The 24120-nt window shown below is 56.5% G+C and carries 17 protein-coding genes and 1 pseudogene; 10 read left to right on the top strand and 8 right to left on the bottom strand.

Annotation, left to right across the window (positions count from 1 at the left end):
* Nucleotides 1-71 precede the first annotated feature (71 nt).
* The gene (locus NZ823_04380; GenBank protein MCS6804364.1) at nucleotides 72-1853 is read left to right on the top strand and encodes a hypothetical protein; all 1782 of its coding nucleotides are present in this window, start codon (nucleotides 72-74) and stop codon (nucleotides 1851-1853) included.
* A gap of 191 nt (nucleotides 1854-2044) precedes the next feature.
* Nucleotides 2045-2437 carry an ACT domain-containing protein gene (locus NZ823_04375; GenBank protein ID MCS6804363.1) on the top strand — a complete coding sequence of 131 codons (393 nt, stop codon included), beginning with the start codon at nucleotides 2045-2047 and terminating at the stop codon, nucleotides 2435-2437.
* A gap of 145 nt (nucleotides 2438-2582) precedes the next feature.
* Here the strand turns inward: NZ823_04375 and NZ823_04370 are convergent, their stop codons facing one another.
* Nucleotides 2583-3794: a hypothetical protein gene (locus NZ823_04370; GenBank protein MCS6804362.1), complete on the bottom strand. Its 1212-nt coding sequence runs from the start codon at nucleotides 3792-3794 to the stop codon at nucleotides 2583-2585.
* Between the two features lie 719 nt (nucleotides 3795-4513).
* On the opposite strand from NZ823_04370, the gene NZ823_04365 reads away from it, so the two are divergent.
* From NZ823_04365 to NZ823_04335, 7 genes and pseudogenes are all read left to right on the top strand, one after another.
* A complete protein-coding gene (locus NZ823_04365; protein MCS6804361.1) occupies nucleotides 4514-5536 on the top strand; it encodes a hypothetical protein in 1023 nt (340 codons plus the stop codon).
* Between the two features lie 544 nt (nucleotides 5537-6080).
* A complete protein-coding gene (locus NZ823_04360; protein MCS6804360.1) occupies nucleotides 6081-6401 on the top strand; it encodes a hypothetical protein in 321 nt (106 codons plus the stop codon).
* Nucleotides 6402-6778: 377 nt separating this feature from the next.
* A pseudogene (locus NZ823_04355) lies at nucleotides 6779-7411 on the top strand (Uma2 family endonuclease).
* Nucleotides 7412-7777: 366 nt separating this feature from the next.
* Nucleotides 7778-8935: an aminotransferase class I/II-fold pyridoxal phosphate-dependent enzyme gene (locus tag NZ823_04350; GenBank protein ID MCS6804359.1), complete on the top strand. Its 1158-nt coding sequence runs from the start codon at nucleotides 7778-7780 to the stop codon at nucleotides 8933-8935.
* Between the two features lie 137 nt (nucleotides 8936-9072).
* Entirely contained in the window at nucleotides 9073-10395 is a 1323-nt protein-coding gene (locus NZ823_04345; GenBank protein MCS6804358.1) for a glycine--tRNA ligase, read from the top strand.
* A 33-nt stretch (nucleotides 10396-10428) separates the two neighbouring features.
* Nucleotides 10429-11853: a radical SAM protein gene (locus tag NZ823_04340; protein ID MCS6804357.1), complete on the top strand. Its 1425-nt coding sequence runs from the start codon at nucleotides 10429-10431 to the stop codon at nucleotides 11851-11853.
* The gene (locus NZ823_04335; protein MCS6804356.1) at nucleotides 11850-13289 is read left to right on the top strand and encodes a CCA tRNA nucleotidyltransferase; all 1440 of its coding nucleotides are present in this window, start codon (nucleotides 11850-11852) and stop codon (nucleotides 13287-13289) included. Before NZ823_04340 ends, NZ823_04335 begins: the two co-directional genes overlap by 4 nt.
* 173 nt (nucleotides 13290-13462) lie before the next feature.
* On the opposite strand, the gene NZ823_04330 is transcribed toward NZ823_04335, so the two are convergent.
* From NZ823_04330 to NZ823_04305, 6 genes are all read right to left on the bottom strand, one after another.
* On the bottom strand, nucleotides 13463-14041 hold the full coding sequence (locus NZ823_04330; protein MCS6804355.1) for a UbiX family flavin prenyltransferase: 579 nt from the start codon (nucleotides 14039-14041) through the stop codon (nucleotides 13463-13465).
* Nucleotides 14042-14053: 12 nt separating this feature from the next.
* Nucleotides 14054-14530 (bottom strand): flavin reductase family protein, encoded by a 477-nt coding sequence (locus NZ823_04325; protein MCS6804354.1) that lies wholly within the window; start codon nucleotides 14528-14530, stop codon nucleotides 14054-14056.
* The gene (locus tag NZ823_04320) at nucleotides 14520-15383 is read right to left on the bottom strand and encodes a fumarylacetoacetate hydrolase family protein (protein ID MCS6804353.1); all 864 of its coding nucleotides are present in this window, start codon (nucleotides 15381-15383) and stop codon (nucleotides 14520-14522) included. Before NZ823_04320 ends, NZ823_04325 begins: the two co-directional genes overlap by 11 nt.
* 644 nt (nucleotides 15384-16027) lie before the next feature.
* Nucleotides 16028-17005 (bottom strand): ABC transporter substrate-binding protein, encoded by a 978-nt coding sequence (locus tag NZ823_04315; protein ID MCS6804352.1) that lies wholly within the window; start codon nucleotides 17003-17005, stop codon nucleotides 16028-16030.
* On the bottom strand, nucleotides 17005-17646 hold the full coding sequence (locus NZ823_04310; GenBank protein ID MCS6804351.1) for an ABC transporter permease: 642 nt from the start codon (nucleotides 17644-17646) through the stop codon (nucleotides 17005-17007). Before NZ823_04310 ends, NZ823_04315 begins: the two co-directional genes overlap by 1 nt.
* Entirely contained in the window at nucleotides 17643-18401 is a 759-nt protein-coding gene (locus NZ823_04305) for an ATP-binding cassette domain-containing protein (GenBank protein MCS6804350.1), read from the bottom strand. The genes NZ823_04310 and NZ823_04305 overlap by 4 nt, the downstream gene beginning before the upstream one ends.
* Nucleotides 18402-18853: 452 nt before the next feature.
* Between NZ823_04305 and NZ823_04300 the strand changes: the two genes are divergently transcribed.
* Nucleotides 18854-20197 carry a carboxypeptidase-like regulatory domain-containing protein gene (locus tag NZ823_04300; protein ID MCS6804349.1) on the top strand — a complete coding sequence of 448 codons (1344 nt, stop codon included), beginning with the start codon at nucleotides 18854-18856 and terminating at the stop codon, nucleotides 20195-20197.
* Nucleotides 20198-20305: 108 nt separating this feature from the next.
* On the opposite strand, the gene NZ823_04295 is transcribed toward NZ823_04300, so the two are convergent.
* Complete coding sequence (locus NZ823_04295; GenBank protein ID MCS6804348.1) at nucleotides 20306-23947, bottom strand: hypothetical protein; 3642 nt, start codon at nucleotides 23945-23947, stop codon at nucleotides 20306-20308.
* Nucleotides 23948-24120: the final 173 nt, after the last annotated feature.

The raw sequence follows: 24120 nt of genomic DNA, 5'->3' as shown, positions 1-24120 counted from the left end.
TGCTTGCAGCACTTTGAGCCGGATGTGCATCTATAGGCGCGGATGTATATCACAGTAGCAGGAGTATGACGATGCGCATGGCGACTATCATATTGAGCGCGGTTGTCAGTTTTCTTCTGGCAATCCATGTCCCAACCCAACTGATCGCAACCCCAGCTTCCGCGCAACAACCGGCAGCGCGCGTCACTGCGTCGCCGGCTTCAACCAGTAGTCCGAGGCTTGATCAATTCGTTCCCTCAGATGCTGTTGCCTTCATCCAGGTGAAAGACCTGAAGGCACAGGTTGAGACCCTCAGATTGATTGATCTGTGGAAAGGCCTTTGGCCGTTGCTTTATCCGAAGCTGAAACAAGCGCCGGAAGGCGGGGCCATTGTCGAAGCGTTCTGGCCGGTGGTGGCCCCCTCGTTGGAAGGAGCGCAACTGACATTGGCGCTGTGGCCCGATCCGGCGCAGGCTGTCTCTGCCGAGCAACCACTCAATCGCAAATTGCTTGTCGGCGCGTTCATTCAGTTCGCTTCTGGCAACAACCAACTGGTTCAGCTCTTGAAGTCGCCGCTGGCCAAGAACCTCTCGCTCGGCGGCTCATCCAATGGCTTACCGAAACTGGATTTCGCGATGCTCAATGACACGCTGGTCGTAGGCGATCCAAGCGTCGTGGCGGGCGCGCTTCAGGGAAAGACGTCGCCGCGCAGCTTATCCGATGATCCCGGTTTCAAAGCCGGGCGAGCTCGCTGGGCGAGCATGCCGATCTTTGTGTATGTAGACCCAGCCCTGGCACAGCAATTGATCGAAGCACAACGACCCGTGTCAGTATCCGCCTCGCAGGAAAAAGCAAATTCCTTTACCGCTGTAGGTCAGATGCTGAAACGGCTCAATATCCAGAAACTGCCCAAAGTCGCCCTCGGCATACAGTGCCAAGGCCCGCAGACAATCGTCAGCGGGCTCTTGCTGGAAGAACGCTCCTTCAGTGGTTCAGCGCAGGCCATCTCGGATTTGTTCAAACTCGTTGATGTCGGATTACGCCCTGCGCAATGGCAGTCTGCTCAAACCGATGCCTCTATCACGTTAGCTCTCGACTGGCCGATGCTGTACGACGCCTATGCGTTGGGGCAGCAGCAGTCCGTGTCGTCGAGCCGAGGCAGCGGTCGGTTGCTGCGTCCGGTGATTGAAAGAGTGCTCGATCGTCAGCTTCGCTATCAATTGCTCCCCGCGCTCGGCAGTCTTAGCGTCAGCACCGATTCGCTTCAATCGTGGCTCAACGAATCGCACGGCCAGGTTGATACACTGAATCTCACTGCTCTTGTCAGTTTACGCAACCGCCCGCTTGTGGAGCGGACGCTCAATCTGATGCAAATTGCTAACCGTTCAAATCGCCGCGCGGTCTCTCACCGTGGCATTCGGATCAACCAGTTTGGTCAGTGGCATTACGCTCTGCTTGATGATTTTCTTGCCGTGAGTCCTCAATCGAGTTCGATCCAAAGTGCTATAGAACAGCGTCGGGCAGGTCGTACGCTGGCTGATGTGCCCGAATTTACACGAGCCATGCAGGGATTGCCGCAGTCTGTGTCGGGTTGGGGTTATGTATCGCCGTCCACGATCAGACACTTCACCGACACATTGCGTCAGCAGGCGGTCAAGGATGATGCCCGCATCGCCGGGATGCTTTCGATGTTTGCCACGGCGTTCCAACCGGCCTCACTCGGAATATGGAAGGAGAACCGTCATCTGGCTCTGGAATTTCGTTTGCCTGAAGGTTTTCTGCCGGTTGTCCTCGCGTCCAACATCGCGTCCAACCGCGCCAACGTTCGCAAACAACAATCCCAGAGTCATGCTGAAACATCTTCAGCGAAGTAACTGCCGAGCTCACGAAAGGTCATCAACCTGCGTGTTGGCATACACGATTGAGAGACGGGGGCATTCATAATTCAACTATAATGCCAGTTGCGTTTGAAAACTCCATGCTCAGTTGCCTGTGGTCACTCGTCAATTTGACTGAGCTTTATCAATCGGCAATCCACGATTCGCAATTGGTATAAGGAGGACCTATGCCCAAAATCACTCAACTGGTCATTGCGATGGAAAACAAACCGGGAGCGCTGGCTCACCTATGCTCAACGCTGGGGCAGGCCGGCGTGAACATCTTTGCCATGTTAGCGCCGGAGCAAAAAGGCAAAGCGAAGCTTCGGTTGGTGGTGGATCATCCGGCTCGTGTCAAGGAATTGTTAAAGCTGGCGAAGTTTCGCGTCACAGAAGAAGACGTGCTAGCAGTGAGTTTGGAGAACCGCCCCGGCGCGTTGGCCGAGGTCGCACAAAAACTAGCCAAGGCTCGGATCAACATCAAGTATGCCTATGCAACGACCAATAGCGGCACGCCTCGAGCCACTGTGATTCTAGCAGTCGCCAATGTGCAGAAGGCGCTAGCCGCACTTGGCGAATAGTCAATGCAATTGAGCCCAACCTCGCTGGCGTTTTCGCTCTTGCGCATAAGCAAGCGACGGTTGGCGAATAATCATCAATGCAATTCAGCCGCGCATGCAAGGCAGAGCCGAGCAAAGCAGATCAATGCCAGGCCCGGCGCTTGCGTTAACGCTCAGCCGCTCGTCCGGGCGTTGACGGGTCTCGCCACACCTCCAAAAACGGATGGTGAACGTAGGTCGTTGACCAGGTGTTGTAGAGGTAAAAGGAGCGCTTGACAAACCCGGCGGGATCAAAGAAGAACTCGCCACGCACCGATTGGCGCTCACGATAGTCGTACCATGCCCACGGCGGGCGAGCTTTATTCGCTGCGCCGACCACGCCAAGGAATGCAGCGCCGAGCCGACCGATAGGGATTTGCTTTTGAACCGATTGATTGTTCTCGATGACGTTCAAGGTGATCGAACCATAATCAGTCATCAGTCCGTAGGTCTCTTCGGCGTTGGCGCGCGCCCGTTGCCAGAGCGTTCCGTAGATCGGAATCAAACGATACCCGACTTTTCGATCCCCGATCTGTTCCGGGTCGTCCGGCTGGCCGGTGTATGAGTAGATCAGCGTGCCTCGCGTGGCGTCTTTCAGTTGATGTGGCTTGCCCGTGTAGGCGAAGACGCCATGGCCTTTCGGCTCGCAGAACAACACCGGATGCGACCCTTCCACTTGGATCACATAGCCAATTGAGTTCAGCTCGTTCGGCGCGCGATACAGATGAAAAGTGTGATGAGCCATCGTCACCACGTAGACGACAATCGCTTCGTCCAACTTCTGCTGGCGCTTTTCGGCCACTACCAAGCACCCTTCCAGATCGTTTTCATGAGACAGTGATAGGTCTTCGGCTTCAGGCGGCAGACCGTTTTTAATACGATCCTGCGCTTGACGCAATGCTTCGGCCAGCAACCATGATTGAAACAAGCCACCCTTGTAGTCGCGCGGATGGAACAGCGCGTAATGGACGTAGTAATGCGTCTCTGTTTCGATCACAGCGTAATAGACGTAAGCGCGTAGCGGATAGGTTCGATCATCGGCATTCTGCCAATTGTTGTCGCCGCGCCAATCGCCGTCGAAGTCAAAGTTAGTGATGAAGTCGAAGCGTGGCTGGCCATTCAATCCTTGATGGATGATCGGCGCAAAATGGGCGGCAATCTCCAGGTCGCGGTCCAGAGCCGAGCCCGGCGAGGAAGCAGTCTCGGTTGAGCGTCCGGCTGCCGACGAGGGTTGATCGTTGGGAGCCGGCTTAGTAACCCAGCGTGGTCGGGTGAGGCGAGGGCTTTGTTGAGCTGGCGTCCAACTCACCAGCGTTGCGATCAACAACAGGAGCGCCACGCTCCACGATGCTATTGCTATTGACCGCCGCCCTGACTGCTTCATATCGCGTTAAAGCATAATCAGCCAACGCCCAAACGCCAAGTGACAGCGCGTATGGACCAGGAGCAGGCCGCGCCACGGTAATTACACCAGTTTTCAGAGGAGGTTCAGGTCAAAGGCCTGTCGGTAGTGAGCAAAATACCGTCAGGGATGAACACGCAACCAAAGCCCACTGTAACCAATTGGCCATTGACAACGGGCAACCGTCGTCAGTCTGCTCTCTCCAGCTTCAGCCACCCGATGGCATCTGCCCACAGGGATGTGCTGAAAGAAAAAAACCGCCAGGATGCCCGTCAGCCATTGGGAGGAACGAGGATGTTGTAGCGGCATCCTGGCGGTTACCAGGAGGACTGTTGTCGAAATCAACTCCAGGGCCGACCGGACGATGTCAGACGGTCAGCCCATCTCTGCGACCACGATCTTGGCTCTTTACCTCCTTCAAACATCGTCGCCATCATTATCTCAAAAGGCGCGCGTTGCTGGAATCAGCATTCCTACGTACAATCGCCGGTTATTTTCCCTAGTGTGCCGAATAAGACTACGGAGAGTGCTGTGATGGATTGTGCACGACGCCCACTCAAAAAAAGTCAGACTTTTTCCCAGCTCGCCACCTCGAAACGCTTTCGGAGGACCAAACAATGAGGCTCTCAACCTCGATCCTAGGATTTTGCTTGTTGATGCTCACATGTTGGCTTTCGCCGTTCAACGCCGCCCAAGGGAGGTCTGGCGCGGCAACACGCCCAGTGAGGCCGAGTAACCCAGCGCAGCTCGCGTCGGCCTATCAGCCGCCGATCTGGTATGACCTCTCCACAATTGAAGTGCTTCAAGGATACACTGTGCACAATGTGGCCGAGAATCGCCGACTGCCGATTCTGGTGCGGTTTTCGCGCGCAGTGATGCAACCGCGCCCTGTGATTGTTTGGTCGCACGGCGGCGGGCCGCGAAACACCGTCAGCCTCGACATGAACCGTGAATGGAGCGAAGTGCTCGCGCGCGCCGGTTACATCGTGGTTCATCCGGCGCACGTCGAGCCAGACCGGTTGGCTTTGTGTCGGAAGCTGGGCATCAGCGATCTGCAAACCTGCTTGCAGCTCATCGCGATGACCTGGTATCGTCCAACCGATGCGCGCGCCGTTCTGGACGCGCTGCCTCAGATTGTTGCTGCGTTTCCTCAACTACAAGGACGAGTTGATCTGACACGTGTGGCTTATGCCGGGCATTCGTTCGGCGCGTTTACCACGATGACAATAGCTGGCGCACGCGTGAACTACGTCGAAGGATACAACGACATAAGCTGGCGACACCCGCTGCCGCGTGCGTTCTTGGCGCTCTCGCCACAGGGGCCGGGCCGGTTTGGATTTTTTGATGACTCGTGGCGCGAGGTGGACCGGCCTGTGATGACGGCCAGCGGAGCCGGTGACAATGTACTGGGAGAGATCGCGATTGATCGTCGTGAGCCGTTCAAGCGCATGCCGCCGGGCGATAAGTACGAGCTGTGGATCGAAAGTCCGGATGCCGTTCACAGCACGTTCAATTTGAGTGATTCGGGACCGGGCCGTCGCTTCCACGATGAGATTGCGATGGCCGGCGTTGCGTTCTTGGACGCCTACCTCTCCGACTACGAGCCGGCCAAAGTCTGGCTTGTTTCCGGCAGCGTGGAGTCACGGACCAATGGTGTGGCGACGATCACTGCCAAGTGAAGAAGCAGTGCCTCGTGGTGCGCGTTCGTAGCAGCGATTTGGACAGCATGAACGAAGCGATGGGGAACGGGTGGCGCCCCTTCAGGGCGCGAACGATTTTGGGATGACGACTGCCTAGACGTTGCGCGTCTGGCTACCCTGTGTTTGCGCCTCCAGCGCAGCACCCGCTTGTGAGCAGGCTCCGGCATGCTGGAGCGTGCGCTCCCAGGGAGTTTTCACAGGAGTCACAAAAATGAAAAAAATCAAACCGAACTTCTTCTGTTATGTTGAAGCTTACACTTTGCGCTCTGTTAATGCTGGACCTGGTCCATGTAGGATTGGCTTTACGGCCACTGGCGCAAGAAAGACCCGATAGTGCCAGCGCCTTGCCGCCGCTCTATGTCACGATCATCACGCACGATGAAGAACCGATTCGGACACGGCCCGATTACCTGGCCAATAGGAATTTATACATCCAGAATCGCGCGCTCGTGGCACGTTTGAGCGGGATGGTCGCAATCCCCGAACGGGCGAGCATGTCGGCGGCATCGCGGGTTGGCGGTCCGTGTTTGGCCGCACGCCGTTTTCGACGGGACGCTATCAAAAAGGACCGATTCTCGCGGTCTCCAAGGAAATGGGCGCGCGCATGGGCGTAGGTTTACAGGAAAACACCGGCGCCAATCGCAACGACGGCTGGTTCATGGGATTGGTCAATCGTCCGGAACAGACCGCCCTGGCGCAAGGGGCGCCAACCCCGGTGAGTCTACGTGCCGTGAGCGTGCTGCCGACGAGCGTCATCCAAAATCGCCAGGCTGACGAGCTGACCAAGCTGCAATTCTGGACGTTCAAGCCGATTGTGTGGGCGGTAAACTCGTCATCTCAGTAGCCCTCTCCTAGCAACTCTGCCGCCGGTGAGTTCCCGCACGAACCGACAAGATGGCTCGGCTGAAACTGTTTGTGCAAGTCCGTTTCAAAGCCGGCCACAGAAGCACAGTGAACGCCAAGGACGGGAAGTGCCTCCGGCGGCAGAGGCGATTTTCTTTCGATGGCTCCGTGCTCATGTTCATCCTTCAACAATGAGCTCCTTCAAACCTCATGGCTTTCAAACGAACTGCAACCGTGCTCCTTTGAGAATGTGGCACAGGCATTCGGCCTGTGCTCCATTTTCAGTGTTCGTGGCGTGTGATGACACATGGGCGATTCCCCTGATGAGTCTTCTCGGTCGTCTTCCGGCGAGATACAATCAGGGCGGGGGTTAGGTTTATGCGTTTTCCACAAAACCGACTTCGCTTCACCGTGGATGAATACCTCGCTATGGAGCGGCAGTCAGAAGAACGCCACGAATGCCTGGATAGAGAGGTCTATGCCATGGCGGGCGAGCATCCTGACCATGGCACGATTTGCACGAACATTACCGGCGAGCTCTACGCTCAGTTGCGTGACAAGCCCTGTCGCGTTTTTTCAAAAGACACGAAAGTGCGTAGTGGGCCGACATCCAAACCGCTCGAATCATCGAAGGGGTTGTATTCGTATCCCGACGTGCTCGTGGTATGTGGCGACATGCAGTTCCATGACGAGCATTAGGATGTACTTCTGAATCCGACCGTCATCATCGAGGTACTTTCACCGGCCATCGAAGCCTTTGATCGAGAAGAGAAGTGGTCACGGTATCAGGTGTGGCTGCGTTCGCTGACGGATTACCTGCTCGTCTCTCCATCGAAGCCGCTGATTGAACACGATCGCCGCCAACCCGATGGCACCTGGTTGTATTCCATGTTGAGCGGCTTGGAGGCAAGCGTATTGTTAACCTCGATTGGTGTCACGTTGAGATTGGCGGGTGTTTATGATCGCATCATCTTCCCTGCTGAATCGTTGGAGAGTATTGGTCAAGCGTGAGCGTTGATGGCGGATGGCTCATTGCCAGACGAGTGATCGCCGGTTTCGACTTTCCAAAACAACAAGAAGCTCGCCGAGGGTTATCCAATTGCGAAGGGAGAGATCACGTTCATAGAGCCAAAAAGCATGGCAGAACCTAGAGCGGTTTGCGAGTGAGCTTACCCTGGGAGGCCACGCCGGCGTGCATGAGCCAGCAAGATGCGGCGCCACCAGGCCAATGGCAATTGAAAATTGCTCTAAAACTAACTGAGCGGTAATGTGTGATCTTCATCGGCATTTGTTATCAACCCTGCTCGGTTGATTGTCCTGGATCAAGGTCATGTGTTATAGTGCGCCGCCCGCAATCACAGGAGGCACAACACACAGATGAGCAACAAACACCAACCAGACATTCGCGCCATTACCCGACTCGTGCCACGCAGCGGCAATCTTGTTCAGGGGCAGTCAGAGTTGCCGATTGATCCGGCGCTGGCGCGTGCGGCTTGTGAGATCATCACAGCGAGTGAGAATCATTACAGTCCATCGGAAGGCGATGCGCAATTGCGCGCGGCTGTCGCCGCCAAAATCGCTGCGTTCAACGGCGTCCGTGTTGATCCTGATGCGACGCCGATGGAACTGCTCATCACGCCTGGCGGCACTGGCGGCGTGGTGGCCGTCGCGCATACGTATCTTCGCGGCGCGGCCGCGCTCGTGTTCGAGCCATATTATCCTTACCATCGGCGCGTCATCGGCGATCTGGGCGGCCACACGGAAGTATTTCCGCTGCGCGGCCCATCGCTTGAACTCGACGGCGACGCACTAAAGACACATTGCCGTCAGTTAAAGGATCGCTCGTCGTTCCCCTTGCGCGCGATTATTGTCTGCACGCCGGCGAATCCCACCGGCAAAGTGTTTAGCCAGGACGAGCTTGAAATCATTGCCTCGATCTGTCAGGAACTCGATCTGCTATGCCTCGCCGATGAGGTCTACGAGCATCACGTGGTTGGCGAGCGGAAGCATATTTCTATCGCCTCGTTGCCCGGCATGTGGGAGCGGACCATCACAATCAATTCATTCTCCAAATCATGGAACATATCGGGCTGGCGGATCGGCTATACCTACGGTTCAGGCTCGCTGGTTGCGCCATTGAACAACGCAATCAATGTGCTCTATGTGTGCACGCCGACGCCGCTCCAGAAGGCGTTGGCCCGCGTGTTGATGGCTGATCCCGGCTACTACCCGCGATTACGCGACCAGTTCATGGCTCGTCGTCGTTTCGCGGCCCACACGCTCGCCGAGGTTGGCTTTCAGGTCTACGAATCCGGCTCGGCATTTTACCTTTGGGCGCGCATACCCGACAGGTTTGACGACGCCATGCAGTTGAATCAGTTTCTGATGGAGCGTGCTGGCGTGGCTGCTGTGCCGGGCAGCGCGTTCGCCGATGGCGACGAGTGGCGGCGCTACATGCGCGTGTGTATAGCGCGCGAAGACGAAATCCTATACGGCGCGTTGGAGAAGGTACGGCAGGCGCTCGCCGATGCATGAGGCTCTTGTTGAAAAGTCGTAGGATTTTGTTCCCTTTCGTGGCAAAGGCTTGCGACCGGTTTACTGTAATCCCCTGATCCGTTATCATTCTGCGTTTTAGTAACGAGGCAAAAAACGTTGAGGTACGCAATACAGATATGCCTGGAGATTTAGAGAAAATTAAATCATTGTGTAAACGGCGCGGCTTTATTTTCCCCAGCAGCGAAGTCTATGGTGGACTGGAAAGCACATGGGATTATGGCCCGCTCGGTGTGGAATTAAAAAACAACGTCAAACGCGCATGGTGGCGCTCGGTGGTCTATGAGCGCGACGACATGGAAGGTCTGGATGCCGCGATCCTCATGAATCGGCAGGTGTGGAAATACTCAGGTCATGAAGAGACGTTCTCCGATCCGCTGGTTGATTGTAAAGAATGCAAGAAGCGATTCCGCGCCGATCACGTCAATGGCGACCGATGCCCATCATGCAACGGTGAGTTGACTGAGCCGCGCATGTTCAATCTCATGTTCAAGACTTTCGTGGGGCCGGTCGAAGATGAAGGGGCGCTTGTTTATCTACGACCTGAAACGGCGCAAGGCATTTTTGTTAACTTCCTCAATGTGCAGACGACCATGCGGCGCAAACTGCCGTTTGGCATTGCGCAAATCGGGAAAGCGTTCCGCAACGAAATCACGCCAGGCAATTTCACCTTCCGCACACGCGAGTTTGAGCAAATGGAAATCGAATACTTCGTCAAGCCTGGCACGGATGAAGAATGGTTTGAGCGATGGGTTGAGGAGCGGTTCAATTGGTATCTGAATCTGGGCATTCGCCCTGAGAATTTGCGCAAACGTGAACAGACTCCGGAAGAACTCGCCCACTATGCCAAGCGCACGATTGACATTGAATATCTCTTCTCGATTGGTTGGTCGGAGATTGAGGGCATCGCCAACCGCACTGATTTTGACCTTCGCTCGCATTCCAAGTTGAATCCGGCTAATACACACAGCGTTACTGATCTGACATTCTTCGATGAAGAGACGAAGGAGCATATCATCCCTTATGTGATCGAGCCATCAGCCGGCGCTGACCGCGCGACGTTGGCTTTCTTGTGCGATGCTTATGACGAAGAGTTAGTGCGAGGCGAAAAGCGCGTTGTGCTGAAACTTCACAAAGACCTCGCGCCGATCAAAGTGGCCGTGCTGCCGCTGCTCCGCAATCGCCCGGAAATTGTCGAAATGGCGCGAAGGATCAAACGCGATCTTCAGCCAGCGATGCGCGCCGTTTATGACGACACGGGTTCAATTGGTCGGCTTTATCGCCGGCAAGATGAAATCGGCACGCCCTACTGCGTCACCGTTGATGTGCAATCGCTCGAGGATCAGCAGGTGACTGTCCGTGACCGCGATTCAATGCAGCAAATTCGTATCGCTGCTGATCAAGTGAAAGCATATTTGATAGACCAACTCGGCTGCCGATAGCCAGCGTAGGCTACTGGAGAGCGTGCAACAGCAATGTTGATGTCGGGACTCAATCAGCAACCAACGCTCAGCCATGAGCAGTATCTGGATCAGCTCGAAGCGTTGATCAAGCGGCATGACAGTCTGCCACCGGAGGCGATTGTCAAGACAGACATGCTACGTCTGGGCGTCGCCTTCACGGAGGAGGCGCTACGTGTCGCCGCGCAACACAAGCTCAAAGCTTATTTCATCTTCTCATTTGATCTCGTGCCACTGAAGGAGATGGAGCAGCAGGAGCACTGGCGCGCGCCGGAAGAAATTTGCCTGGAAGGCGGACCATACGGCTTCCGGCGCACGATTGTCTCCGTGCGGTTGAATCCGGCCTCGCCGTATCGTGTCGAAGTTGACGAGGAGCAAGTGGCGCTCAAACTCAATGGCGTGACGATCTGCCATGTTGGCTTTCAGCCTGTGCCGGAGTATTACACGCACACGCTCTCCAACGGCAAACGTGTGATCGAAATTGCGCCGACGATTGAATGGGGTTACCTGATTTACCTGACCGTCTATCGCATCTGCCAGTATTTCGGCAAGCAAGAGGAATGTCAGTTCTGCGACATCAACGAGAACTACAGGCAACAACTCGAAGCCGGACGGCCTTACACGGGTGTCAAATCGGTTGACGAAATCCTGGAAGCGCTGGCGATCATCAACCAGACAGACACGCAAGAACCGATCAGCCGCGCCTATACGATCACCGGCGGAAGCGTCACCACGAAGCTACACGGTTTGTCGGAAGTTGACTTTTATGCGCGGTATGCCGAAGCGATTGAGCAGCGGTTTCCCGGACGCTGGATCAGCAAGATGGTTGTGCAGGCGCTGCCTGTGGACGAAGTGAAAAAACTCAAAGACGTCGGCGTGCAAATCTATCATCCCAACTACGAGATTTGGGATGAACGACTCTTCAACCTGATCTGTCCTGGCAAAGCGCGCTACATTGGGCGGAACGAGTGGATCAAGCGCATCCTCGATGCAGCGACGATTTTCGAGCCGTCTCATGTGATTCCCAATTTCGTCGCCGGCGTCGAAATGGCAAAGCCCTATGGGTTCGACACGGTTGATGAAGCTATTGCCTCGACCGCCGAAGGGTTGAACTTTTTCATGTCACATGGCATCACTCCCCGGTTCACCGTTTGGTGTCCGGAGCCATTGACGGGGCTGGGTCCACTGAATCCGCAAGGAGCGCCGCTCGAATATCATCTGCGGTTGCTGGAAACGTGGCGCGACTTGCACGCCAGTTATCGTTTGCCGGTGCCGCCTGGATATGGCGAGGCGGGCATCGGCCGAGCGGTCTTCTCGGTGAGCGCATTCATGGATGTGATTGAGCAGGGCGCTGGGCCGTCGGCCAGTGGTAACCCGCTGCACGCCGGATTGCACCAGGTCATACACGCGAACCCGCCCTCCGGCGATCGGCGTTCGTGAAAAGTTCTGCTGTGGCGATTCGTGGCGCATCTCTTCAAGCGATTGACAGTGTCGTTGTTTCGCTTTGTCGCGCGATACGCGAGGCTGGCGGTCGGGCGCTGTTTGTGGGCGGCGGTGTGCGCGACCGCCTGATGGGCATTGCATCGAAAGATTATGACATCGAAGTCTATCGCATTCCGCCTGAGATACTCCGAGCCGTCATTGAACCATTTGGCAGTGTCAATGCAGTAGGTGAGCGTTTCACCGTTTACAAACTGCTGGTCAGGGATGAATCAGGGTCGTTGGAGATTGATGTCAGTTTGCCGCGTCGTGAATCGAAAGTTGCGCGCGGGCATCGCGGATTCGACGTCACCGGCGATCCATTCATGTCGTTTGAAGAAGCAGCCCGTCGGCGCGATTTCACCATCAACGCGATCATGTATGATCCGTTGACCGACGAGTTGATTGATCCTCACGGCGGCATCGGCGATATTGACCAGCGAGTGATTCGTGTCGTTGATCCGAACACGTTTGTTGAAGACAGCCTGCGCGTGCTGCGCGCCATGCAGTTGGCCGCGCGATTTGAATTTGAGATTGACCAACAAACCAAAGAGCTGTGCCGCTCGATTGCGCTGGATGATTTGCCAAAGGAGCGCATCTGGGGCGAGTTTGAGAAATTGTTTCTGCTGGCGCGTCGGCCTTCGATTGGATTGCAAGCGGCGTTGGAGCTGGGCATCATCGAGAAGTTACTGCCTGAGTTGCTGCCGATGGTCGGTTGTCCACAAGACCCGCAGTGGCATCCGGAAGGGGATGTTTGGGTGCATACGCTGATGGCTGTGGATCAAGCCGTCGCCTTGAGCCAAGGCTTGCCCAAAGAACTGAAGCTCACAGTCGTGTTGGCTGTCTTGTTGCACGACATTGCCAAGCCGCAGACGACTGTGTTTGACCGTGGCCATATCCGCTCACCCGAACACGAAGAACGCGGGCGTGAACCAACGCTGCGCGTGCTCGACGCATTGAACATTCACACAATTAACGGCTTCGATGTCCGGCATCACGTCGTTCAGTTAGTGGTCAATCATCTGAAGCCATCTCACTTTTACAAAGACCGCGACCGCGTTAGCGATGGCGCGTTTCGCCGCCTGGCCAAGAAATGCGACCTGGAGCTGCTCTATCTGGCATCCAAAGCCGATGCCCTGGCGCGCGGCCCGGCCAGCGAATCATCGGCGCAAGAATGGTTCATCCAGAAAGCGCGGGCATTGGCTGTTGAGCATGCGCCGCCCAAACCAATTTTGATGGGACGGCATTTGATTCAAATAGGCATGGCACCCGGTCCGCGCATGGGCAAAATCCTACAGGCCATCTACGAACAGCAACTAGACGGGAAGGTGACGAACTTAGACGAAGCGCTTGAGGCTGCGCGAAGCATGCTTGCTGAAGAAGCGTCAAGAACCTGAGGCGAGTCAGAGGGGAACAACCAAAGCGGCGCACCAAGTGCTGACGCGCTCCAGCAGCCATGACCAACGTTCATGGGATTGAGCGTAAACCGTTCGTTATAGGCTCCAAGCGTTGACGCGCTCCGACAAGCATGACCACCAGCGCGGATGCTCGTTATTGTTGATTCATGCGCTCACGCTCGTTTATGAGGTCCAGTCCAGCGTTGGAAGAGGTCCTGGGCAAGCTCAATGCCGAGCAGGTCTAATGCGCGATTGACTGTTTGATTGATGATGTCATCGAGTGTTTGCGGGCGGTGATAAAAGGCTGGCACGGGCGGCATGATGATCGCGCCGATTTCTGTTGCCTGCGCCATCAGCCGCAGATGGCCAAGATGCAGCGGCGTTTCGCGCACAACGAGCACCAATCGTCGCCGCTCTTTGAGCGTCACATCAGCGGCGCGCGTCAGCAAGTTGTCGCTATAGGAATAGGCGATGCCGGCCAGCGTTTTGATCGAGCAGGGAATGACGATCATGCCGGCGACCGCGAACGATCCTGAAGAAAGCGAGGCAGCGATGTCACCGAATTTATGGACGACGCGGGCCAGCGCTTCGACCGCGCTGGGCTGATAGTCAGTCTCCAGCGTAATCGTTTGCCGAGCTGCCGGCGTCATGATCAGATGTGTTTCGATGTGCGGCACCGATTGGAGAATCTCCAGCAAACGAATGCCATAGATGACGCCACTGCTGCCAGAGATGCCGACGATCAGTTTCATCGAGAACCGCCCTCACTCCGCCAGTTGTCTGTAGCGCCCACGGAAGTAAAGCAATGGATTGCCCTCGCGCACCGTGGTTGCTTCAATTTGGCCAACAAAAATCGTATGGTCGCCGCCATCGTAACTGTGCACCAAGCGGCATTGCAAATTGGCCAGCGCGCCGTCCAGCACCGGCACGCCATCCAGCCCTGCATGATATGCGATGCCGGCAAATCGGTCTTCCACGGCAGTCGAAAATTGGCGCGAGAGAAACTCCTGATTATCAGCCAACACGTTGACGGCAAACACACCGCTTTGGCTAAACGCCGGGTGACTCTCCGCAGTTTTGTCAATGCAGATGAGCACCAGCGGCGGCTCAAGCGAGAGTGAACAGAAGGCGCTGACAGTCATGCCCCGTGGGCATCCGTCAGCATCACGAGTGGTGACGACAGTGACGCCGCTGGCGAAGCGGCTGAGTGATTGGCGAAATTCGTCTTTGCTAATCGGCATGGGCTGTTTCCTTGATGATAGGATTTCGCAAAACGCCGATCCCTGAAATTTCCACTTCAACGAGATCGCCGGGTTTCATGAACACGGGTGGACGCCGCGCGAAGCCCACCCCGCCGGGCGTGCCGGTGGAAATGACATCGCCAGGGACCAATTCTGTGAACGTCGAGATATAAGCAATCAACTCAGGGATGGTGAAGATCAGATCGTCGGTCCGAGCGTGCTGCATCTGAACACCGTTCAGTCGCGTGCTTAGTGTCAGTTGCGTCGGATCGGGAATCTCATCGGCTGTTACCATCCAGGGACCGAATCCGCCGGTTGCGGGAAAATTTTTGCCCGGCGTGAACTGCGATGTATGCCGTTGCCAATCGCGCACGCTTGCATCGTTATAACAGGCGTACCCTGCCACATGAGACAACGCTGCCGCCCGATCAATGTACCGACCTCTCTTGCCGATGATGACGGCCAGCTCGCCTTCATAATCCAATTTCTCAGAAACGCGCGGCCGGATGATCGGTTGATTGTGGCCAACCTGTGTGTTGGCAAAACGAGTGAACAGGACAGGATATTCGGTTTTGTCGCGTCCTGTCTCCAGGCGGTGCGCTTCATAGTTGATGCCGACGCAGAGAATCTTATCCGGATTGGGAATAACAGGCAAAAACGTAACCTCGTCAAAGCTCAGGTCGGCGGGCCGTCCTGCGACATACTCCGCCACCTCGCCCAATGCGTTGGCCTCCAGCACGGCCCGCAGCGTCAAATAAGGATGGTCAAGCCGATGGCCAACATCAATGATGCCCTCCTCGATGACAACGCCGTAGGAAGCTGTGGCGCCACGTTGAAAGCTGACTAATTTCATGACGGCTCTCTCAATTGCGAGCCGCCAGTATAGCCAATTGCAGAAACACCGTACAAGGCGCAAAGCCAGTGCAGAGGCAATCGCCCCTATGCTCTGGAGACACCACGAACGCTGAAAATGTCGCTTTCGGGAGAATCGCCTCTATGCAACAGCGCGCCGCGAAGCATGAAAACGGAGGACAGGCGGGAACGCCTGTGCCACATTTTCAAAGGAGCGGACAGGCGGGAACGCCTGTGCCACATTTTCAAAGGAGCGATCTTGGGACGCAGCGTCGTTAGACGCCGCAAGAGGGTAGCCAGACGTGGAACATCTGGGTGAGCGTCATCCCCAATCCCTCGCGCCCTGAGGGGGCGCCACTTCGTTCTGCCGTCGGCTCGTTCAGGCTGTTCAAGCGGCGGCTACGAACGCGCACATCTCGGCGCGTCGCCAACGCGCCATGATTGTTTGGTCTGCTGCTCCAGACGTTGCACGTCTGGCTACCTGCTGTTTGCGCCTTCGGCGCACGCTGAGCTTTGACGTTTTCCGAGGAATCGCTCTTATGCTCCGCGCACGCCACGAACGATGAAAGTACAATTCGTTCATGAGATTCGTGTGTTTTGTGGGCGATTTTCACAGGGGGTGAACATAAAATTTTTGCCGACCGATCACCGGCAAGCCGTTTGTCGAAACTCTTGCACAACCTGCCTGACATCGCGCTGTCGGCCATCAACCTGATAATTCAACTGACGCATCTGCTCGGCTGAGATACATCCGCCCAGTTGGTGCAGTGCCTGACGCAGCGCCGGATGTCGCTCTAATGTCTGCCGACGCACGACAGGAGCCGCTTCATAAGGTGGGAAGTAATGCCTGTCGTCTTCAAGGACAACAAGATCAAGGCTGGCAATCAGCCCATCGGTTGAATTGCCGGCGACGATGTCTACCTGTCTTTCAATCAGCGCGCGGTACATCAAGCCCAGGTCCATAATGCGCGGCGGCTGGGCAAACTTGAGTCCATAGGTTTTTGCCAACCCGTTATAGCCGTCGGCGCGTTCCATGAACTCAGGTCCGAAACCGGCTCGCCAGCGCGGCGTGTGCTCTGCCGCCTGCGAGATCGTTCGTATGTTCAACGCGCGCGCGTCCTCGCCGCGCACGATCATGGCAAACGTGTTGTTGAATCCCAGCGGCTGCATCCACTCAAGCTGGAACTGCTCAGCATATTCTTGTTTGACGCGCCGGTAGACTTCCGCCGCATCGCTCGTCGGTTGCTGCTTCAAGATGGCCGTCAAGGCCGTGCCTGTGTATTCGACATACAGATCAATATCGCCGGCTCGAATAGCCTGATGGCAAATGAACGTGCCGCCCAAATTGAGTCGGCGCATGACAGCCAAACCGGTATTCGTCTCAATGTGCTGCGCTAACAGCTCGCCAAGGATGACCTGCTCGGTGAAATTTTTTGAGCCAATGACAATGCGCTCTTCACGGCCAGCGCAATGGCTCAGCAACAGAATCCACAAGCCAGTCAGCAACAGCCAGCCGCTCAGAGCCGGCAGCCAATTGAGTTGTCGCTCACTGGTTGTCGCTGGCCGGTGTGGAGAAGCTCGGCGGTTGAGGCTTGAGGTCTGCGGTGCTAGCTCTGTTTTCATCACCGTCTCCGGCCTGGTTTGAAGCGATGTTCAATCCAACCGAGCGCCACATCAACCAGCAAGGCCAACAGGGCTGCTGGAATCGCGCCAGCCAGAATCAGTTGGTTGTTGACGGTTGAGATGCCCCGAAAGATCAGATCGCCAAGTCCGCCGGCGCCGATGAATGCAGCAATGGTAGCCAGACCGACTGAGATGACTGTGGCGAGCCGCACGCCGGCCAGAATCACATGCAATGCCAACGGCAATTCGACTTGAAAGAGAAGCTGACGATCGGTCATGCCCATGCCGCGCCCGGCTTCGCGCACGGCGCGATCAACGCCCATGAGACCGGTGTAGGTGTTGCGAATGATCGGCAACAACGCATAGAGCACCAAGGCCACAATGGCTGTTCGCTGACCGATGCCGCCAATGAGCGGCAGCGGTATGAGGAATCCAAAGAGCGCCAAGCTGGGAACCGTCTGTATCACATTGGCCAGTGCGAGCACCAACTTACTACACAGAGGGCGTTGCCGAATCAGGACACCGAGCGGCACGCCGATCAGCGTCGCCAAACCCGTCGCGATGCCGACAAGCATGATATGTTGCTGGGTGAGCAGAAGGATTTCGCTCCAGTACCGGCTGAGGAATTCGCTCAGGCTCATAAGTGCTCCCGTCTATGCTGCAACGCTTGGATGAAGTGGCGCGCTTCTGGATGGCTCGACTCAAGAAACTGGCTTGGCGTGCCGAGTTCGACCAGGCGGCCATCTTTCATCAAGCCGATACGGGAGGCCAACGCCACAGCCTCCTGCACGTCGTGCGTGACGAAAACAACCGTCTTGCCGAGCTGCTGTTGAAGCTGGCGAAATTCGCGTTGAATATCCACCCGCGTGATCGGATCAAGCGCGCCGAATGGCTCATCCATCAGCAGCAGTGGCGGATCAGCCGCCAACGCCCGCGCCACGCCAACACGTTGCCGCTGGCCACCGGACAGCTCGTGCGGGTAACGTCGGGCGAATTGCTCCGGCTCCAGCCCGACCATGCGCAGCAGTTGATCGGTGCGCTCACGAATGCGCGCCGGCGACCATCGTTCCAACGTCGGCACGAGCGCCACGTTGCGCTCAACAGTGAAATGCGGAAACAATCCCACGTCTTGAATGACGTACCCGATTCGCCGACGCAACTGAATCGGGTCCCACTCTGTCGTCGCTCGGCCTTCGACCCAAACCTCGCCGCGCGTCGGCTCAAGTAAGCGATTGATCAGTTTCAGCGTCGTCGTCTTGCCGCACCCGCTCCGACCAAGCAGCACAACCGTCTCTGCGCGATGAATCTGAAAACTCAAATCAGACACCACAGCGCGCCCATCGAGGCTGACGCTGACCTGACGGAATTCAACAGCAATGTCAGTTGATGATGACATACGCGGCACGCGTGCGAGGCCAAAGCTATCAGCCGCCTGCTTCGCCTGTCAACGCAGCGCGACCGATCACTCAGACCCAATTCCAAAAACGAGATGCGTTCGCCTCGAACCATCACAAGGGACACGCCAACACGGAACGCAGATGCACGCTGATGCAGCGGATTCACGCCGATGCACTCACTCAACGCCGATGCGCTCACTCAACGCCGGTGCAGTGGATCAATGCCGCTCTCATCAAAATGCGCTCTTGCGAAAAATGCGGGCGCCGATTCACTGATGGAAGATTCAAATCAGTCAATCAATCAATCTGTGCTTGTCTTTGATTGTTGTTGGCCGTTGCCACAAGCCGACACGAACAACCCTTCAATTGACTTTCCTCGGCAGCACAAAATGGATAGAATGTGCCCGCGCTGAAGATTGACAGCGTCAATTGAGCTTTGAAGGAGGAGATCATGATCGGAGGTCTTGGCAGCAGTTGCATGTATCGCTCGCGATTGGTCATTGGCATAATCCTATTGAGTGGATGGTTATTGTCCGGCTGGTTGCCGCAGACGGCCCAGGCTGCCCCATATCGAGGCGGTCGTGTTGAAGGGATAGTTGTTTGCGCTGAGACGGGCGCGCCGCTTTCTGGCGTGCAGGTGTGGTTAGATCGAGTTGCTGAGCCGGCTTTATCGCCACGACGCAAAGCCGTGACGAACGAAGCTGGCATGTTCGTCTTCAAGCGCGTCCATCCGGGGCACTATCGGTTATATGCGCATAAGAGCGATTATCTACTCGGCGATTACTTGCAACAGCAACAGGCCGAGCCGGGAAGCGCGCTGGAAATTGCCGAAGGCTCGTCAGTGAGCCATCTCATGATTCGTCTGAGCAAGGGTGGTCAGGTCAGTGGTCTTGTGCTCGACGAGCACGGGCAGCCGGCTGCCGATCTGATCGTCAAATTGCTGGCGCTGACCACAGCCGGCGATCAGGTGGCGACGGTGGGTGTGTTCACTGCCAAAACTGACGCAGCAGGCCGCTACCGGCTGCACACCATTCCGCCCGGGCGTTACGTGCTACGGGCTGAGCGTCGCCGGCTCGCCGGCTCGGATGCCCAATTGGAATTTGCTTACTATCCCGACGGCGACTCGTGGGGATCGGCCATGCCGCTGGAGATCAAACCCGGTGATGCGCTCAGTGACATCCAACTCATGTTCACGCCTCATGCCGATCAAACCGTCGTTAGCGGCACGGTGACCGATGCGCTGACTGGACAACCATTGGCCAACGTCCGCGTTGACTTGGTTGATGGCGCCAACCTCGGCCTCGAAGTGATCACCGATGAAAACGGCGCATTCCGATTGACCGGCATGTCTCCCGGCCCTTGCACCATCTCAGCGCATGGCGGCACGGCAGGCGACGGCTATGAATGGAAACTGAAACGGCTGGTCGTTCAACCTGGAGAGAATACGGTTCACTTCCGTCTCAACCCGGCCACACAGGTGAGCGGCACCGTGCAGTACATCGGCCACGCTCAGGCGCCCGTGCCGGGCGATTTCATGGTATCCGTTCGCGTTGGCACCCACGCACGCGGCATCACCTATACCGGTCAGGACACGTTCCATTTCACCGACTTGAAAGCAGGCCAGACGCAGATTCAAGTAGGATTCGCCGCGCTGCAATACAAACTGGCAGCCATCTTGGTAGATGGTCAGGATGTCACCGGTCAGACACTGACATTGCAACCCGGCGAGAAATTAACAAACGTACAAATCCTGATCACAGACGAGCCGCTGGCCGAACGACCGATCAATCCTTAGAGCAATTTTTGAATTGGCTGCGTTTGGGAGCGCCCGCCGCTGGCGGGCGCATGCAGGCTGGAAACGCGCTCTTGCAGGATAACAGGATAAACTGACTCACAAATCGCACTATGAGCCGGCGCTCACCTCACTCGAAGTTGGCGTCTGCTCTTGCATGCTTGAGCCATCAACTGGCGCATCGCCAGCGCCTGACGAGGCTGATCCAGGCTCAACTTCAGCTTCAGATCGAGCCGTGCTCGCTGACGAAGCTGATTCAGGCTCAACTTCAGCTTCAGATCGAGCCGCACTCGCAGCGATCAGTTGGTCTGCGCTGCTTGGCGTTGCCTCTTCCGATTGCTGCGTCGAGTAACCGTACAAGTAAAGCAAGTCAGCTATCACCAGCACACCAATAGCTGCCACACCGGCCACCTTTGCAAGGTCGGTTGGCGTCACCAACAGTACCCACAGCGCTTCGACAACCAGCACCAACCCGCTCAGGTAGACAAGCCAAGCGCCAACGCCCGTCCGAACCAACAAATGGATTGCCACGACCGCGCCGACGCCGGATGCGATCAGGTATGGCAGCTCGCCGGTCAGAATAAATCTGCCGCCGAGAAAAACTATCAACAAGCTGACAGCGCCGAGTAAGACTCTGTGCCACCATCGGCGAGGGCTTCGTTCATGCGAATGCTGATGGTGTTGGGCGATAGCTGTGGGTTGATCCAGCGAGACTAAGTAGGCGATAGTCGCTACCAATGTCAGCAGCAGAATGGTAAGGGCGTTGGCCATACTGTCAGAGACAAACACGAGCGTCATCGTCAGGCTGATGGCTGCTAAGAGAACGCCGACCACGCCAACGACAGCTTGCCGCAATGGCGCTCGTTGTTGCTGTCGCAAAAACCAAAATCCAATGACGTGGAACCCGGCCAGCACAGCCAGCGCAAGGCCATGATAAGAGACCGTTAGCCCATAAGCGCTGACCAACGCATACACAGTCACGGCCACCGTTGCATGGCCGAGCGCATAGCTCGTCAACAGACTCAACCGCAGCAGCCGACTCACAGGCGATAAAAGACGATGTTCCCAGCCGAAGCTCAACACAAGAAACCCGGCGCTCAGCATTAGAAAAACGTTTGTATCAAATTGGCGCTCGGCGGCGCTCAGGCCAACGATCAGCGCCAGCACGATGCTGGCCAGCCCGAGCATCCATCGCGGAACCGTCAGATTGAATGGCTCCTCGCTCGTTTGTAGAAGCTGGAGACGACCAACGCTCAATAAGTAGATGTAGAACAAACCACCGCACAGAGCGATGGAGAAGGATGCGTCTGTCAACGCAACTGAGGCCAGCGCCACCGCCAGCACGGCAACACTGATCAGCGCTTCGCTGAGCCATCGGCTTCGATTCAGCAAAATCGTAAACAGCAGAGCCAACCCGAACAGCGTGTGCACGCGGGCTGGGCCAGAAAGCCATTGTTCAAATAGGCTTGGCAACGGCGCGCGGGCCGATAACGACGGCGCGATCTGCCACAAAGCGTAGACCAGCACCACCAGCAAGCCGCCGTAGCTGACAATCCGGAGTGGGCGAACCGGATAGAGAGATTGCGTTTCTTCATGAGCTGACAGATACATCTGGGCTACGATGAGCATCAGCCACGTCACCACCATGATGATGCCAAGCGGCGTCTGGCGCACGAGGAAGAAAATCGCCGCGAGCGAAAATAGATGAACAAACGGCGTCATGCTGATGCGCGTTGAGCGAACAGGCTCGCGCGGCTGCCAGATGTAGCCAGTGAGGTAAACGCCAGCCAAGCCGGCGAAGCTCAGCCCGTGCCACTCAGCGCCGATGTTCAAGTACCGCAGCAAACTATAGAGCAAGAAACCGACCGCTGCGTGTCCGACGTAACACCCAATCAGCCACAACCATCGCGCTGGGCGGCCAGCCAGTGTCAGTTCACTTAATTCCCACACTGCGCGGAGAGGCGCGAGCGTCGCGGCCACCAGTAGGAAACTGACCGGATGATACTCTCGTCGCAGCACGCTGGCTATGAGGATGAAGAGGCCGAGTAGCAACGTCGCTATCAACGTGATCACTGCTTGCGGTCGTGCATTGCCGGCATGTTCACCTGAGTTTTGCGTCACCGCCGCGTCAAGTTGCAGCGTCGTGCCGGACACAAACGGAGCCCTCGTTGGTCGTGAGCGATAAAACCACCAATGTATCAACACCAGCAAGATCACGTAACCGACGCTCACGGCCAACAGTGGTTGTTGTGGGTACAACCCAAACGATCCCAGCAGAAACGCCGCCACGAGGCAGGTCAATCCAACAGCGTATGCTGTCGCCGATTGGTTTAGTTCAGAGAGCACGAACAGAATGACAACAACCACCACAAGCGTGACCAACGTGGTGGGCGCTTGTAAGCCGGCAGTGACAACGGCGATGAGCAGTGTGCCATATCCGACCCACGCCAGGATGCCGGACGGATAGAACCGCGCAGAATGAACACTGAGCCAACAATATGCCGTGCCCAGCACAACCAGCAATGTAACAACCCAGGCCGTTGTGCCAAATGCCTTGGCCGCCACAGTGCTCAGAACTACCACGCTCAACACCGGCGGCAGCACGCCGTCTATCTGAGCGATCCATGAGTCAGGCGATGCCTGAGCAGTGGCTGACCGATGCTCAGCTCGCCTCAAAATGAATCCCACGGCAGTGGCCACCATCATGATCGCCAACGTTGCAACTCGCCAGAGATTGTCGGAAGAAGGGATCACGCTAAACGCAGGAGCCTCTCTCAGTGGATTGATGAGCGCGCCGAAATGCACCGTGGCCCAATGACGCCACAATGGTCCAAACAAGCTGATCACGAGCAGACTGAAAGCGATCGCAAACCAATACGCCGGCTCTTTCAATGGCGCAAATCGCTTAGGCCCGAACAGGCGCCATAGATACATCAACGCGGCCACCCAAAGGCCGGCAAAGATCATGTTCGGCGTAACCCACCAGTGAAAGAAATAGAGTGTGGCCGCCAGCGCGAGCGTCAATCCAGCCCATGCGCCGAAGCCAACGACCTTCCCGATGCCGGTTTCTCGGTTCGCCAGGGCTATGGCAAACAACCAGACAGCATTGATCCAGGCAGCCAACAGAGACAATTGGTCGGGACGCTGCGCAAACGATGGCGCCAACGAACCCATGCCGGCCAGGATGGCGATCATCCCCGCGATCGCGTAATGCGCGCGTATGGGCGAGCGAATCGCGTAACACAAAGCCGTAATGATGCCCAGCGCGCCGGCTAGCGCCAGCGCCAGCCACGAAGCGCTTAATCCGAATGTAGCCGCGCTCAGAGAAGCGGAAGCAGCCAGGCCAAATGTGAACAGATACGCGCGATGTGCGTGAGCGGTCAACGGCACATGTCGTCCGGCGAGGTCGGCGAAGATGCCATACGCTAACGAGACGCTCGCTGCTAACCACGCGCTCAAGAGCGCATGGCCGACGATGGGAGTCAATAGGCTAATAGCCACCAGATAGACGTTCAACGGAAGTAACGCATCGCCGAGGGCGATTAACAGTTGTTGGCCGCCAGCGGCTGAGGGACGACGAAACAGGAAATGTCCTAATCCCCAGGCGAGCAGATTGACGCCCACCGTGACCATCAGCAAGGTAGTCGTAGCAGCCTGCGGAGCCATCGCGACATGAATCGCCGTGGCCAGCGCGGCGAGAAGCAGGAGCGCCATTCCACTATATGCCGCAATCAGCAGATGCCGAGTCTTCATAATGAGTCATCCGGTTCCACACAGTATCAGCCGTGTAAACAAACAGGATTGGCAGCCGGCTGCCTGCTCTGATTTCAGTTGATGGCTGCTGATTCATATCCGACGATTTAGGATGGGCAATGGTAACACGGGTTTTGTAATCGTTTCAAATAACGTGCTCGGGAATGCGACGG

It is taken from the genome of Blastocatellia bacterium, assembly GCA_025054955.1.
Lineage (GTDB): Bacteria > Acidobacteriota > Blastocatellia > HR10 > J050 > JANWZE01.
The sequence above is the reverse complement of the archived record's forward strand: the minus strand, read 5'-3'. Positions and strand labels throughout refer to the sequence as shown.

What these genes read in the sequence shown, in the direction of transcription:
- NZ823_04320 (MCS6804353.1), bottom strand. Translation starts at nt 15,383, where the DNA reads ATGAAATTAGTCAGCTTTCAACGTGGCGCCACAGCTTCCTACGGCGTT.
- NZ823_04345 (MCS6804358.1), top strand. Translation starts at nt 9,073, where the DNA reads ATGCCTGGAGATTTAGAGAAAATTAAATCATTGTGTAAACGGCGCGGC.
- NZ823_04350 (MCS6804359.1), top strand. Translation starts at nt 7,778, where the DNA reads ATGAGCAACAAACACCAACCAGACATTCGCGCCATTACCCGACTCGTG.
- NZ823_04365 (MCS6804361.1), top strand. Translation starts at nt 4,514, where the DNA reads ATGCTCACATGTTGGCTTTCGCCGTTCAACGCCGCCCAAGGGAGGTCT.
- NZ823_04315 (MCS6804352.1), bottom strand. Translation starts at nt 17,005, where the DNA reads ATGAAAACAGAGCTAGCACCGCAGACCTCAAGCCTCAACCGCCGAGCT.
- NZ823_04305 (MCS6804350.1), bottom strand. Translation starts at nt 18,401, where the DNA reads ATGTCATCATCAACTGACATTGCTGTTGAATTCCGTCAGGTCAGCGTC.
- NZ823_04330 (MCS6804355.1), bottom strand. Translation starts at nt 14,041, where the DNA reads ATGAAACTGATCGTCGGCATCTCTGGCAGCAGTGGCGTCATCTATGGC.
- NZ823_04300 (MCS6804349.1), top strand. Translation starts at nt 18,854, where the DNA reads ATGATCGGAGGTCTTGGCAGCAGTTGCATGTATCGCTCGCGATTGGTC.
- NZ823_04375 (MCS6804363.1), top strand. Translation starts at nt 2,045, where the DNA reads ATGCCCAAAATCACTCAACTGGTCATTGCGATGGAAAACAAACCGGGA.
- NZ823_04295 (MCS6804348.1), bottom strand. Translation starts at nt 23,947, where the DNA reads ATGAAGACTCGGCATCTGCTGATTGCGGCATATAGTGGAATGGCGCTC.
- NZ823_04325 (MCS6804354.1), bottom strand. Translation starts at nt 14,530, where the DNA reads ATGCCGATTAGCAAAGACGAATTTCGCCAATCACTCAGCCGCTTCGCC.
- NZ823_04340 (MCS6804357.1), top strand. Translation starts at nt 10,429, where the DNA reads ATGTTGATGTCGGGACTCAATCAGCAACCAACGCTCAGCCATGAGCAG.
- NZ823_04380 (MCS6804364.1), top strand. Translation starts at nt 72, where the DNA reads ATGCGCATGGCGACTATCATATTGAGCGCGGTTGTCAGTTTTCTTCTG.
- NZ823_04310 (MCS6804351.1), bottom strand. Translation starts at nt 17,646, where the DNA reads ATGAGCCTGAGCGAATTCCTCAGCCGGTACTGGAGCGAAATCCTTCTG.